General features: G+C 73.3%; 9 protein-coding genes. 6 read left to right on the top strand and 3 right to left on the bottom strand.

The window, feature by feature from the left end; all coding sequences use genetic code 11:
- Window positions 1–172: 172 nt before the first annotated feature.
- Window positions 173–2,011: a 2-isopropylmalate synthase gene (locus Sru01_RS18820; RefSeq protein ID WP_275412187.1), complete on the bottom strand. Its 1,839-nt coding sequence runs from the start codon at window positions 2,009–2,011 to the stop codon at window positions 173–175.
- A 115-nt stretch (window positions 2,012–2,126) separates the two neighbouring features.
- A complete protein-coding gene (locus tag Sru01_RS18815; protein ID WP_203988071.1) occupies window positions 2,127–2,462 on the bottom strand; it encodes a hydroxyisourate hydrolase in 336 nt (111 codons plus the stop codon).
- Between the two features lie 1,021 nt (window positions 2,463–3,483).
- Here Sru01_RS18815 and Sru01_RS18810 point away from each other — a divergent pair.
- The 3 genes from Sru01_RS18810 to Sru01_RS18800 all read left to right on the top strand — a co-directional run bounded on the left by Sru01_RS18810 (window position 3,484) and on the right by Sru01_RS18800 (window position 10,178).
- Complete coding sequence (locus Sru01_RS18810; protein WP_203988052.1) at window positions 3,484–6,561, top strand: AfsR/SARP family transcriptional regulator; 3,078 nt, start codon at window positions 3,484–3,486, stop codon at window positions 6,559–6,561.
- A gap of 337 nt (window positions 6,562–6,898) precedes the next feature.
- The gene (locus tag Sru01_RS18805; RefSeq protein WP_203988049.1) at window positions 6,899–8,773 is read left to right on the top strand and encodes a flavin monoamine oxidase family protein; all 1,875 of its coding nucleotides are present in this window, start codon (window positions 6,899–6,901) and stop codon (window positions 8,771–8,773) included.
- Window positions 8,774–9,026: 253 nt separating this feature from the next.
- Window positions 9,027–10,178: a sensor histidine kinase gene (locus Sru01_RS18800; protein ID WP_203988032.1), complete on the top strand. Its 1,152-nt coding sequence runs from the start codon at window positions 9,027–9,029 to the stop codon at window positions 10,176–10,178.
- Window positions 10,179–10,190: 12 nt separating this feature from the next.
- Here the strand turns inward: Sru01_RS18800 and Sru01_RS18795 are convergent, their stop codons facing one another.
- The gene (locus tag Sru01_RS18795) at window positions 10,191–10,685 is read right to left on the bottom strand and encodes a hypothetical protein (protein ID WP_203988030.1); all 495 of its coding nucleotides are present in this window, start codon (window positions 10,683–10,685) and stop codon (window positions 10,191–10,193) included.
- A 277-nt stretch (window positions 10,686–10,962) separates the two neighbouring features.
- Between Sru01_RS18795 and Sru01_RS18790 the strand changes: the two genes are divergently transcribed.
- The 3 genes from Sru01_RS18790 (at window position 10,963) to Sru01_RS18780 (ending at window position 13,633) form a co-directional block, all read left to right on the top strand.
- The gene (locus tag Sru01_RS18790) at window positions 10,963–12,261 is read left to right on the top strand and encodes a lipase family protein (RefSeq protein ID WP_203988027.1); all 1,299 of its coding nucleotides are present in this window, start codon (window positions 10,963–10,965) and stop codon (window positions 12,259–12,261) included.
- 143 nt (window positions 12,262–12,404) lie between these two features.
- Entirely contained in the window at window positions 12,405–13,208 is an 804-nt protein-coding gene (locus tag Sru01_RS18785) for an SRPBCC family protein (RefSeq protein WP_203988024.1), read from the top strand.
- 77 nt (window positions 13,209–13,285) lie between these two features.
- A complete protein-coding gene (locus Sru01_RS18780) occupies window positions 13,286–13,633 on the top strand; it encodes a hypothetical protein (protein ID WP_203988009.1) in 348 nt (115 codons plus the stop codon).
- The last annotated feature ends 152 nt before the right edge of the window (window positions 13,634–13,785 follow it).

Here is a 13,785-nt window from a genome sequence, read left to right as displayed (position 1 = left end):
CGCCGTGGATCAGACGCGCGAGTTCCGGCCGGCCGGGCCCGCGGGCCGGGGCGTTCCCGCCGCCGCGCTCTCCGTACCGGAGTCGCCGCATGATCGAGGCGCCGTGCCAAGTGCTGTGAATTGTCCGGTTTGTTCGTTGATGACGACGTTAGGCGGCGGCGGCTTCCGGTCCCTATCGCGCGGCTATCGCATCGGCGATCCGGTGACCGCACCGGCCGCCGGCCGGTGCGGTGACCGGCGCGGGGGCCGATTCGAGTGCCGATTCGAGGGCCGGCGCGGTGGCCGGCTCGATCGCGGGCTCGATCGCGGGCTCGATCGCGGACTCGGAGATCGGCTCGATGGCCGGCCCGGCGGCGGCAGGCCGGGCCCGGGCGACGGCGGACCGCACGGCGCGCAGCGCCACCTCCGCCGCCTCCGCACCGGCGGCCGCCCCCCACAGCGTCCGGCCGCCGGTGCGGCACTCGGCGTAGACCACCACCTCGCCGGCGCCGGCGCGCGACCGCCGCCCGGGGATCCGGCGCACCGCCCGCACCCGCACACCCCGGCGGGCCAGCTCCGCACGTACCTGGCGCTCCGGGTCAGCGCCCGCCGCGCCGTCCAGGTGCACCTCCACGGTGACCGGCTCTCCAGGGACCGGCGGGGGCAGCGGCGGCGCCGGACGCTCGACGTACTCCTCGGCGAACAGCCGGCCGATCCGCTCCGCGCCGAGCTCCGCACCTTCGGCGTCGGCATGCCGCTGCACCACCCGGGCGAACTCCGCCCGCAGCCCGGCCGGCAGTTCCAGCCCGTGCCGCTCGCTCATGATGTAGGCGACGCCGCCCTTACCGGACTGGCTGGTGATCCGTACCACCGGCTCGTAGTCCCGGCCCACGTCGCGCGGGTCGATCGGCAGGTAGGGCACCTCCCACACCGGCGCCCGCCCGGTGCTCGCCCCGGTCCGGGCCATCGCGTCGAAGCCCTTCTTGATCGCGTCCTGGTGCGAGCCGGAGAACGCGGTGTGCACCAGATCGCCGCCGTACGGGTGGCGGGGGTGCACCGGCATCCCGGTGCACGTCTCGACGGTGCGCCGCACCGCGCCGAGATCGGAGAAGTCGACGCCCGGGTCTACGCCCTGGGTGAGCAGGTTCAGCCCGAGGGTCACCAGGCAGACGTTGCCGGCCCGCTCGCCGTGGCCGAACAGGCAGCCCTCGACGCGCTCGGCCCCGGCGAGCACGGCCAGTTCCGCCGCGGCCACCGCGGTGCCCCGATCGTTGTGCGGGTGCACCGACAGGCACACGTGGCGGCGGTCGGGCAGGTTGCGGTGCAGCCACTCGACCTGGTCGGCGAACACGTTGGGCAGCGACCGCTCCACGGTGGCGGGAAGGTTGATGATGATCTCCCGGCCGGGGCCGGTCCCCCACTCCCGCATCACCGCCGCGCACACCTCCAGGGTGAAGTCCGGCTCGGTCTCGTTGAACAGCTCCGGTGAATACTCCAACTCCAGGTCGCAGCCGGCCGGCAGCCGCTCGGCGTACTCGGCGACCAGCCGGGTGCCCCGCACCGCGAGGTCCCGGCACTCGTCGCGGTCCATGCCGAACACCACCCGGCGGAACAGCGGCGAGGTGGCGTTGTAGAGGTGGACGGTCGCCCGCGGCGCGCCCGCCAGGCACTCGACCGTGCGGCGGATCAGCTCGTCGCGGGCCTGGGTCAGGACCGAGATCCGCACGCCGTCCGGGATGAGGTCGCGCTCGATCAGGGTGCGCACGAACGCGTGGTCGTCCCGGCTGGCCACCGGGAAGCCGACCTCGATCTCCCGGTACCCCATCGCGGTGAGCAGCCGGAACATCTCCAGCTTGCGCTCAGGTGACATGGGCGTGGCCAGCGACTGGTTGCCGTCCCGCAGGTCGGTGGACAGCCAGCGCGGCGCCCGCGTGATCACGTTTCCCGGCCAGCGGCGGTCGTCCAGCGGCATGGCCGGTAACGGCCGGTAGCGGGCGGCCGGCGAGGCCCCCGCGGGGTCATCGGTTCTCACGGTGTTCCTTGCCCTCTGCGTTCCCTCGGCGTTCCCTGGTCTTCCTCGGCGTTCCCCGCTCCGTCGCCCGGCGGGCCGGCCGGCCGCGCGCCGGCGGCGGCGCGGACGCCGGTCATCATCTGATCCGGAAATGCGTCGAATACGAATACGGCGACAGCATGACCTGTATCTGGTACGCGTCGGTCTCGTCGTGCATTCTGAACGTCACGATTATCTCGGGATACGCGGCGGTCAGGCCGAGCCCGACAAAGTAGTAGTCGCTGTCGAAACGAATCCGGTAAAGCCCTCGTTCGAACCTCTTGTCGCTCCAGTCGCTGATCCGGCCCTCGCTGTCGGTCTCGGCGTCGGCGAGATCCTGCCATCCGCCGAGACCGTCCCGCTCCAGGCGGGCACGGACCCCGGCCGCCGACCGTCCGTACAGGCCGTCCAACGCTTGCGCGGTAATACTCATGAAACACCCATCTGCCGGGCCCGCCGGGGCGGACGGCCGGACCACCATCGCGATCAAGCGCCGGCGCCGGTGACGTCCACGCGCGACGCGCGGCATCCGGCGGCGGTCCGCCCCCGGTTCACCGCCCTGGCCGGCGCGCCCTTGGTCCGGGACGGGAGAATCCGGCGGCGCCGGCCCGCCCACGGCCTGCGGGCCAGCGTGCCGCACTCTCCTATCACCTCGCTTTCGTTCCGCTATTCGCGCCGGCTCTCCAGGCGGCCCGGGCCGGCGTCACCGCAGGCGGGCGCGCTTTTCCGCCGCGGGAAAAATTCCGGTGCCGCTCCCGGCGGGATGGGCGTGACATGCCGACAATAACCCCAAATAACCTTTTACCTGGCGAAATGGCCAGCGAGAAGCGAAGCGATAAGGAGTGAATGGCGGCGATTTCTACCTTGATGATGTTCCAGCCGACCGGCTGCCGAACACGCCAGGTAACGACGCAAGAAGAGGTCAGCAGACATGAATGCTCACGCCGGCCGCCCCGCCTTTCCCGTCGCCGCCCTCTCCGCCACCACACCGTCCCACCTCCGCCCGGCCCGGCCCGGCCGCGGCGGCAACACGCCCTGGGGCTGAACGCCGTTCACCCGGCCCGGCGTCCGCCCGGGCGCCGGCCCGCCATCCGGACCCCGACTTCCGGACGCCCGCAACCACAAGAACTCCGCAAACCGGACATATTCTCCCGGTCGGTCGCCTTACCCTGCGGTAGCAGTACGTGAACGCATGAACATTGCGGGAAAGCGGAAAGTATTCGTAGCCTTTCTATAGCTGGAACCCTCGTATAGTAGTACGATCCAGACATAAGTGACATCGCCATATGTGACCGGCTCGCCGCCGACAGTACATGGGCACTGTGTCAACAAGGCGGTGGAAAGCCGTTCTTTACTACTGGGGGCGGATCTCCTGAGCCAGGCACCTGTTACCTCTCGCATCGGAGGGTGAGCGACTTCCGGACGGCCCGCGAGCTTCTTGCGAGGAGATGCAGGTGAAATTCGGGATTCTCGGTGGCCTTGAGGCCTGGGCCGGCGAGCGGCGGCTGGATCTCGGCGGCATCAGGCAGCAGATCGTCCTCGCCATCCTGCTGCTCGACGCCAACCGGGTGGTCACCATCGGCCGGCTGATGGAGGCGATCTACGAGGACGAGCCGCCGATCACCGCCCGGGCCCAGATACAGATCTGCATCTCCTCGCTGCGCCGCATGTTCGCCGCGCACGGCTGCCCCGACATCATCTCCACCCAGTCGCTCGGCTACACCATCCGGGTCGCCGCCGACCAGATCGACGCCCAGCGCTTCGAGAGCCTGGTGCTGCGGGCCCGCCGCGCCCGCGAGGCCCGCAACGTCAACGAGGCGATCAAGCACTACCGCGAGGCGCTCGCGCTGTGGCGGGGACCGGCGCTGGACGGCATGGAGAGCAGGCTGGTGCAGACCGCGGCCGGCCGCCTCACCGAGAACCGGATCACCGCCAACGAGGACTGCATCCAGCTGGAGCTCGACCTCGGCCGCCACCACGAGCTGGTCGGGGAGTTGACCGAGCTCACCGAGGAGTACCCGCTGCGGGAGCGGCTGCGCGCCCAGCTGATGACCGCGCTCTACCGATCGGGCCGGCAGGCCGAGGCGCTCCAGGTGTACCGCAACGCCCGGCGCACGATGATCGAGGAACTCGGCATCGAGCCGAACGAGCGGCTGCAGCAGCTGGAGCACGCGATCCTGACCTCCGACGAGAGTCTGGACCCCCCGGCGCCGCCCCAGGAGGCGACCGGACCGCGACAACCGGCGCCGCCCACCGTGCCCACCGTCCCCGGCATGCTCCCCACCGACATCGCCGACTTCACCGGGCGCACCAAGCAGGTCGAGGAGATCCGCCAGCGGCTCATGCTCGCCACCGAGGGCCGCTCCCGGTTCGCCGTCCCGATCATCGTGGTCGTCGGCAAGCCCGGGGTCGGCAAGTCCACCATCGCCGTGCACGTCTCGCACAGCGTCGTCGACCGGTTCCCGCACGGGCAGCTGTTCGCGGACCTGCACGGCGGGGCGTCCCGGCCGGCCGGCCCCATGCAGGTGCTGGAGCGGTTCCTGCGGGTGCTCGGGGTCTCCGGCACCGCGATCCCCGACGGCCTGGAGGAACGCGCCGAGATGTACCGGGCGCTGCTGGCCGACCGGCGGATGCTGATCGTCCTGGACGACGCGGGCAGCGAGAGCCAGATCCTCCCGCTACTGCCCGGCAACCCCGCCTCCGCGGTGATCATCACCAGCCGCAGCCGGCTGGCCGGGCTGGCCGGCGCGGTCCACGTCGACCTGGACATCTTCGACGCCGACCAGTCGGTCAACCTGCTGTCGCGCATCGCCGGCATCGAGCGGGTCCAGTCGGAGGTGGACGCGGCCGAGGAACTGGCCGAACTGTGCGGGCACCTGCCGCTCGCGCTGCGCATCGCCGGAGCGCGGCTGTCGGCCCGGCAGCACTGGAGCGTCGAGCAGCTGGTGAGCCGGCTGGCCGACGAGACCCGCCGCCTGGACGAGCTGAAACACGGCGAGATGGGCATCCGCGCCAGCATCTCGCTGACCTACGACAGCGTCGGCGAGGACGCGCGCCGGCTGTTCCGCAGGCTCACCATCCTGGACTCGCAGATCTTCTCCGCCTGGGTGAGTGCGGCACTGCTCGACCGGCCGCTGCCCGAGGCGCAGGACCTGCTGGACGATCTGGCCGACGCCCAGCTCATCGAGACCACCGGCATGGGCTACGGCGTGCACAGCCAGTACCGCTTCCACGACCTGATCCGGGTGTTCGCCCGCGAACGCCTGGCCGCCGAGGAGTCCCCCGCCGAGCGGAACGCGGCGCTGCGGCGGGTGCTCGGCGGCCTGCTCTTCCTCGCCGAGGCCGCGCACCGCCGCGAGTACGGCGGCGACTACGTGCAGATCCACAGCGACGCCCCGCGCTGGCCGCTGCCCGAGCGGCTGGTGAACCAGCTGGTCGCCTCGCCGCTGCAGTGGTACGAGCGGGAGCGTTCGATGCTGGTGTCCGGTATCCGGCAGGCGGCGCAGGCGGGCTTCGTCTCGCTGTGCTGGGACCTGGCCATCAGCTCGGTCACGCTCTTCGAGTCGCGGGTCTACCTGGACGACTGGCGGGAGACCCACCAGGTCGCGCTGACCGCCACCCGGCAGGCTCAGGACCGGTGCGGGCAGGCGGCGATGCTCTACTCGCGCGGCTCGCTGTACATCACCGAGCAGCGCTTCGGCGACGCGCGATGCGACTTCGAGGCGGCGGTCCAGCTGTTCGAGGAGATCGGCGACCAGCAGGGCACCGCGCTGGTGATTCGCAACATCGGCTTCCTGGACCGGTTGAGCGGCCGGTTCGCCGACGCCGAGGCGCACTACCGCCGGGCGCTGGAGATCTTCCGCGGCACCGGCGACCAGGTGGCCTCGGCCTACGTGCTGCACAACCTGGCGCAGCTGCGCCTGGAGTTCGACGACCTGCCCGGCGCGCAGCGGCTGCTGTCGGAGGCGCTGGAGCTGAGCCGCAGCAGCGGCAGCCGCCGGGTCGAGGCGCAGGTACTGCACCGGATCGGCCACACCTACCTGCAGTCGGGCCAGCCCGCGCTGGCGGTCGAGGTCTTCGAGGAGGCCCTGGAGGTCGTGCGGGACATCGGCGACCCCACCGGCGAGGCCTACGCCCTGCACGGGCTCGGCGTCGCGCGGCTGCGGCGGGCCGAGCTGGACGAGGCGGAGAGCGCGCTGCGCCGCTCGCTGATGCTCGCGAGCACCGCCAGCGAGCACCTGGTCGAGGCGCGGGTGCAGCTCGGGCTGGGCGAGCTGTCGATGGCCCGCGGGGACGCGCCGGAGGCGGTCATCCGTTTCGAGCAGGCGCTGTCGCTGTTCCGCCAGATGCACATGCCGCTGCAGGAGGCCCGGACGCTGATCATGCTGGGCGACTCCCAGCAGGCGGCCGGCGACGCCGACGGCGCACAGGACTCGCTGGCCCAGGCACTGGCGCTCACCGACAAGATGGACGCCCCGGTGGCCCAGCAGATGCGCGGCCAGCTGGGCCGCCCGCTCGGCGACGGCGGCTGACCGCGGCCGTCCGCGCCCGACCACATCCCACCATGCCCGACCAGGGCGCCCCGCGCCCGACCAGCGCCCACCGTGCCCGGCCGGAAACCGCCGTGCCCGCCCAGGGCCCGTCCCGCCTCACCAGGGCGCATCACCCCTGAGCGGGCTCGTCACGCCGGACGGACCGCGCCTGCCGCGCGATGGCCGCGCAAGCCCGCGGCCCGCGCGGTTCGGCGAATCAGCTGGAATGCCAGCTCGCCCGACATGGCGTGCCGTCGTTCCCGATTTCACCGCACGCAGGAAACTCTCCGTGGTCGTTCATCACCGACCGTAGTCCCCCCGGAAAGGAACCGACATCGTGCCAGAGATCAACCGGCGAGGATTCGGCAGGCTGGCCGCGCTCGGCGTGGCCGGCCCGGCCCTGGCCGCGCTGCCCGCCGCCCCCGCCGCGGCGGCGGCCGCGCCCGCCGCCGTCCCGCCGTCCCCCGCCCCGGCGACGGGCGACGCCGCGCGCCGGCGCACCTGCCTGGAGGTGGCCCGCGACCTGCTGCTGGTCGGCGAGGACGGGACCGACCTCAAGCTGGGCATGCTCAAGGTGCTCATCGACGACGGGTTGCCGAAGGCCCGCCGCCCGAAGCGGGTGCTGGTCATCGGAGCCGGCATCTCCGGGCTGGTGGCCGCGACGCTGTTGAAGCAGGCCGGCCACCGGGTGACCGTGATCGAGGCCAACGGCGACCGGATCGGCGGCCGGATCAAGACCTTCACCACCGGCTTCGCCGACCACCGGCAGTACGCCGAGGCCGGGGCCATGCGCGTCCCGGACTTCCACCCGCTCGCGCTGGCCCTGATCGACAAGCTGGGCATCGCGCGCCGCCCGTTCTACAACGTGGACGTGCGCCCGGGCGCCCGGCCGCGCGGTCCGGTGCCGCCGGTCGTCTACCCGGCGCGGGACGGGAGCGTGTGGCGGTCCGGGCCCGCCCGGGGGCGGTTCACCGCGCCCGAGCGGCTGAACCACACCTGGATCCGGGTCAACGGCATCGTCCAGCGGCGCGACGCCTACGCCGCCGACCCGCGCCGGGTCAACGCCTCCTTCGGCCTGCGGGACGGCCGGACCGCCGGGCGCATCCTGGACGAGGCCCTGGACCCGGTCCGCGACCACTTCTCGGTGGCCCGCGGTTCCGGCCGCGTCGACAAGCCGCTCCCGGAGCTGGTCGAGGGCTGGGCGCGGGTGCTGTACGAGTTCGACGGGTACTCGATGAACCGGTTCCTCACCGAGCACGCCGGCCTCGACGACGCGGCGGTCGACGCCATCGGCACGCTGGAGAACCTGACCTCCCGGCTGCCGCTGGCGTTCATGCACACCTTCCTGACCCGGAGTCTGGTCAACCCGTCGGCGACGTACTGGGAGATGGCCGGCGGCAGCCGGCGCCTGCCGTACGCGCTGGTCCCCGGGCTGCGCAAGGAGATCCACCTGGACCGGCGGGCGGTGCGGATCGACACCTCCGGCGGCGGGGTGCGCGTCGACACGGTCAGCGAGACCGGCGACGAGTCCTCCTGGCGGGGACGGCGCACCGCCGAGACGTTCCACGGCGACGTGGCGGTCGTCACGGTGCCGTTCCCGGCGCTGCGGCACGTGGAGATCACGCCGGCGCTGTCCTACGCCAAGCGCCGCGCGGTGATGGAGTTGCACTACGACACCGCGACCAAGGTGCTGCTGGAGTTCTCCCGGCGCTGGTGGGAGTTCGACGAGGCCGACTGGCGGCGCGAGCTCGGCGCTCGTTACCGGCCCGGCCCGGTCACCCACGTGACCGGCGGCGGCTCGGTGGCCGACAACGCCAACCGGTTCACCTACTACCCCTCGCATCCGGTGCCGGGCAGCCGGGGCGGGGTCGTGCTGGCGAGCTACGTCTGGGCGGACGACGCCGCCCGCTGGGACTCGATGGACGACCGCGAGCGTTACGGGTACGCGCTGCGCGGCCTGCAGCAGGTGCACGGCGACCGGATCGCCGAGTTCTACACCGGGCACGGCCGGACGCAGAGCTGGCTGCGCAACCGGTACGCGTTCGGCGAGGCGGCGGTGTTCACCCCCGGGCAGATGACCGAGATCCACCCGGCCATCCCGCGGGCGGAAGGGCCGCTGCACTTCGCCGGCGACCACACGTCGCTGAAACACGCCTGGATCGAGGGTGCCCTGGAGTCCGCGGTCCGGGTGGCCCTTGAGGTGTCCCGGTGACCCGATCCTTCGCATCGCCGACAAAAACGGCATAGGCCTCAAATCTCGGCAAAGGTCGGCAAAAGCCCGGCCAAGCCCGGGGTTCCCCGGGCTTGGCCGCTGCTAGCTTGAGCCCTTCCAGCACACCGGACCATCCCCCCGCGGTGCCCGGCCGGACCCGCGCCCGGCCGGTACCGCCGGACGACACGAGATTCGCCGGCCAGGGAAAGCGCTATCCAAGTGCCGTCCCGCGGACCGCGACGGAGGGCTCACCATGATCGCCGAGGAACACGACGCGCCGGCCGGCCGGCCTCCCATCCGCGCTCTGCCGCGTCCCCGTACGCTGCGCGGCCGCATCGCCGTCCTGGTCGGCGTGCTGGCCGCGCTGCTGCTCATCCCCTCGGCGGCGCTGGCCGGAATGCTGGCGCACGTGGCCATCCCGCAGGCCGCCGGCCCCGTCGCGCGCGACCCGGCGATCATGATCGACATCATCTTCGCCGTCCAGGCCGCCGCCCTGGTCGCCGCGGCGGTCCTGGCCGGCTGGAAGATCACCGGCCGGGCGCTGCGGCCGGTGGAGGCGATCCGCGCCGAACTGTCCGCCATCAACGTCAACGACCTGAGCGGGCGGGTGCCAGAACCGGCCGGGAACGACGAGATCGCGCGGCTGGCCCGCACCGTCAACAGCACGCTGGCCCGGCTGGAGCACGCCCGGATCCGCTCGCAGCTGTCGCTCGACCGCGAGCGGCAGTTCGCGGCCGACGCCTCGCACGAGCTGCGCACCCCGGTCGCCGGCCTGCGCGCCCAGCTGGAGGAGGCACGGCTGCACCCCGGCCAGACCGACCTGCCCCGGCTCCTCGACCACAGCCTGCGCGACGTGGACCGGTTGCAGACGATCATCACCGACCTGCTGCTGCTGGACCGGGCCGGCAGCGCCGCCCCGTTCCTGCCGCGCACGCGCGCCGCCCTGGCCTCGATCGTGCACGAGGAGGTGTCGCGGCGCTCCGGCCGGTGCGCCGTGCGGCTGCGGCCCTGCTGCCCGGCGGTCATCGAAGTGGTGCACACCCAGATCGGCCGGGTGGTCACCAACCTGCTGGACAACGCCGAACGCCATGCGCGGCGCCAGGTGGTGGCCGAGGTGCGCTGCGACGGCGGCACCGCCGAACTGGTGGTGGACGACGACGGGGCGGGCGTCGCGCCGGCCGACCGTGAGCGGATCTTCGAGCGGTTCACCCGGCTGGACGCGGCACGCAGCCGGGACCGGGGCGGCACCGGTCTCGGCCTGGCCATCGTCCGGGACATCGTGCATGCTCACCACGGGACGATCGAGGTCGGCGCCTCCCCGCTGGGCGGGGCGCGGTTCGTGGTCCGGCTGCCGCTGGCCGAGCGGTGCGCGCCGAGCCGGGCACCGGCCCGCAGCTGCGCCTGACCCGCCGGCCCGTCAGCCCGCCGGCCGCCCGCCCGGCGCGCCTGGGCCGCTCGGGCCGCCGTACGGCCCACCCGGGCCGTGCGGGCCGCCCTGGGCGCCCGGGCCGTACGGCGTGCCGTACCCGGGTGCCGTACTCGGCCCGGGATATCCGCCCGCATCGGACGGCCATCCGCCCGGCGGCACCGGGCCCGGGCCGCCGGGCGTCCGCCGCCGGGTGACGACCCCGGCGATCAGCAGCCCGACGCCCGTGACGTGCAGCACCGTCAACAGCAGGCCCGCCATCGCCATGAACTGGACGGCGCCCAGGCCCATCGACGCGCCCAACCCGGGCAGCACGAAGGCGCGGACCAGCTCCAGCACCGCGGCGACCAGCAGCACGGCGCAGCCGGCCAGGCCCAGGGTGGCCGGGGCGCCCCGCTCGCGTCTGGCCCGCGCGGTCAGCACGATGCCCACGACCAGAACAATGATCATGGGCACGTACGTCACCGCGCCGAGAACGAGGAACATGGGCCTACCTCCACCGGATGAGGCTGCGCAGGACTTCCGACGACGTTACTGCACCATCGGACGGTCCGCGGGGCCATGCCCGGGTCCGCCGGCGGGCGGGAGGAATCGGGCGGGTGGCCAGGTGTTTGCGTGCCCGAGGGATTCCACCGGACTCCGGACGGAAATCCAGCCGTCAGACCGATCTTGGGGCGAGCGGGGTCGCGGGCGACGAGGCCGTCCGCCGGGCACGGGACCACCGGCACCCGGCGGCACGGTCATCGAACGGAAGGTGGCAGGCGTGGCAGGGACGGACGGGACCGGGAACAGCCGGCAGGGCAAGACCATCATCACCGGGACCGGCGCGGCGGCCGGGCGGGTCCCGGCCGCCGGCGGCGCGAGTGCGGGCGAGTCGCTGTTCCCCACCGAGTGGGAAGGGCGGATGCGGGACGTCCTGGCGGCCGGCGGGGTGTGGAACCGGGACGCGGCGGCCCCGAGTTATGACGAGTTGCGGCCATACGGGCACCGCGAGACGCCGGGGTTCCCGGTGTACAAGGACCTGGAGCGGCGGCTGCTGGCGCCCGGCGAGCACCCGGACCCGGTGATCGCGCACGTCATGGCCACCTGTGCCGCGTACTCCTACGCCGACCCCCGGACGTTGTCCATGATCATGGCGCGGCTGGGGCTGGCGGACAACCGGTGCCGGATGATCCGCGCCTCGGTCGACGCGATGCTGATCTGCTCGACCGCCTTCCTGGTGCAGAGCCGGAGCGGCCGGGTGGGCATCCTGTGTTACCGCGGCACCGAGCCGCTGAACTTCGTCAACTGGCTCGGCGTGCTGGACGTGGCGCCGGAGCGCATCGGCTACCGGATCGGCGACCCGTGCGCCACGGTGCACGCCGGCCTGTACCGCAACGTGCGGGCGACCCGCTACGAGGTGATGAACGCGCTGCGGCTCGCCTGCGAGCACCGCTCGGTACGCGCCGCGGCCGGCGCGACCCGGCCGGCGGGACGGCCCGGCCCGCTGGAGGGCGGCCTGGAGGTGCTCTACATCACCGGGCACAGCCAGGGCGGGGCGATGGCCGCGCTGATGGGCGTCATGATGCGGCACGAGCGCAAGTACCGGGACGTCTTCGCGAGCCGGCTCCGCGCGGTCTACACCTTCGGCCAGCCGATGATCGGCGACCCGCGCTTCGCCGAGGCGTGCCGGCAGGACGACTTCCTGCGCGAGCGGGTGATCCGGTATGTCTACGACCGGGACGTGGTGCCGCACCTGCCGTCCACCGCCTCCGGCGCGTTCCGGCACTTCGGCCGCGAGCTGCGCTACGCCGTGCCGCATCTGCGCAACACGCTGCTCGGCACGCTGACCGGTGGCCGGTGCGCTCCGCCGGAGCGGCGCGGCCGGTGGGAGAGCCGGCGGAGCGCCACACCGCAGATGCCCGGCCTGCTCGGCATCCCGCTGGCCGGGCTCGCGTACCTGGCACGCGGCTTCGAGGTCACCCGCTCGCTGCCGTCGGTCTACTCGATCGACGATCACCTGCCCCAGCACTATGTCTCCGCCCTCACCCCGCCCGGCGTGCAGAACGAGTTCGGCGACTGAACCGGCGGACGCGGGGTCGCCATCGGCCCGCCCCAGGCTCGGTATATGCGTTTACCGGCATATAACCGGCATGGTATGTTCGGCAGGGACGGGCGACCCGCGCCCGTCCGGCGCCACGGCGCCGCGCCCCCGAGGAGCGGATGATGAGGGAGACGCTGGAAACGGTGGACGGCCGGAGCGTGCTGCGGATGGAGCGGCGGCTGCCGCACCCCCCGGACCGGGTGTGGCGGGCGCTGACCGAGCCGGCCGAGCTGGCCCACTGGTTCCCCACCCCGGCCCGGATCGAGCCACGGGCCGGCGGGGAGGTCGTCTACGGCGAACCGGGCGGCGATGTGGGCGAGGTCCGCGATTTCCAGCCGCCGCACCTCCTCGCCTTCACCTGGGGCGGCGATCTGCTGCGCTGGGAGGTGCGGCCGGACGGCGACGGCGCGCTGCTGATCCTGCGGCACACCTTCGACGACCGGTTCGGCGCGCCCAGCTTCGCCGCCGGGTGGCACTCCTGCCTCGACGCGCTGGCGGCCGCGCTGGCCGGCACCGCGCCCGCGGACGGGTCCCGGGACATGGCCGCGCTGCTGGAGAAGTACATCGACGTCCTGGGCATGGCGGCCGGCACCGCGGACGACGACGGCGTCCGCTTCGAACGGCAGCTGAGCCGGCCGATCCCCGAGGTGTGGGACGCGCTGGGCGGCACCCCCACCGGCGGGCGCGTCCCGGCCGGCTTCACCGTGGCCGAGTTCCCGCCGCTGGAGGTGGCCGACGTCAAGGCGCCGCGGCTGTTGGAGTACGACGCCCGCCCCGGCCGGGTGCGGTGGGAGCTGCGCGAGGGCACCGGGCACGGGGCCCGCCTGGTACTGACCCACACCTGCCCGCCCGAGCACCGGCGGGCCGCGCTGGCCGCCTGGCAGGATCACCTCACCGGCCTGGCGCGCCGCCTGCTGGCCGGCTGAGGTCCCGAGCGCCTCCCCCGCCGGTCTATCTCACCGAGTTACGATCATCACGGATAGTGACGATCGTGGAGGTGGTCATGCGACGCGCCCTGACGGCGGCCGGCACCCTGCTGGCCGCAATACCCCTGGTGCTCACCGCGGCCGGCCCGGCCGGCGCGGCCACCGGCACCCTGACCGTGGAGAGCACCCGGGGCCCCCGGGTGCGGATCGTCAACCCGGCCGCCGGATGCCACGCGCTGCCGGCCTTCCCGCTGTTCTCCCGGATCCGGGTGATCAACGCCACCGACACCGACGTGGTGTTCTACTCGGGGGCCGGTTGCCGCTCCGGGCTGCTGCGGGCGACCACCCGGGTCCGGGCCGGGGCCACGGTGCGGCGCACGATGAGCGGCACCTACAGCGTGCGGGTCGAGCCGACCTGGCCATGACGGCCGGCGCGGCCGGTCGCCGCCGGAGTCCGCCGGCGATCCCGGGTGCGGGACGGCGGCCGGGTAGGGCCGGATCCGGTCGAGGACCCGAAGCCGGCCGGCCGCCGCCGCGCGGCCGCGCCATCGCCGTCAGACGTTGAAGTATTTGGCCT

Origin of the sequence: Sphaerisporangium rufum (assembly GCF_016863395.1) — a bacterium.
In the GTDB taxonomy this organism is placed as follows: domain Bacteria; phylum Actinomycetota; class Actinomycetes; order Streptosporangiales; family Streptosporangiaceae; genus Sphaerisporangium; species Sphaerisporangium rufum.
Note: the sequence above shows the minus strand (reverse complement) of the source record. Positions and strands in the feature narration are given on the sequence as shown.

What these genes read in the sequence shown, in the direction of transcription:
- Sru01_RS18800 (WP_203988032.1), top strand. Translation starts at nt 9,027, where the DNA reads ATGATCGCCGAGGAACACGACGCGCCGGCCGGCCGGCCTCCCATCCGC.
- Sru01_RS18815 (WP_203988071.1), bottom strand. Translation starts at nt 2,462, where the DNA reads ATGAGTATTACCGCGCAAGCGTTGGACGGCCTGTACGGACGGTCGGCG.
- Sru01_RS18785 (WP_203988024.1), top strand. Translation starts at nt 12,405, where the DNA reads ATGAGGGAGACGCTGGAAACGGTGGACGGCCGGAGCGTGCTGCGGATG.
- Sru01_RS18795 (WP_203988030.1), bottom strand. Translation starts at nt 10,685, where the DNA reads ATGTTCCTCGTTCTCGGCGCGGTGACGTACGTGCCCATGATCATTGTT.
- Sru01_RS18780 (WP_203988009.1), top strand. Translation starts at nt 13,286, where the DNA reads ATGCGACGCGCCCTGACGGCGGCCGGCACCCTGCTGGCCGCAATACCC.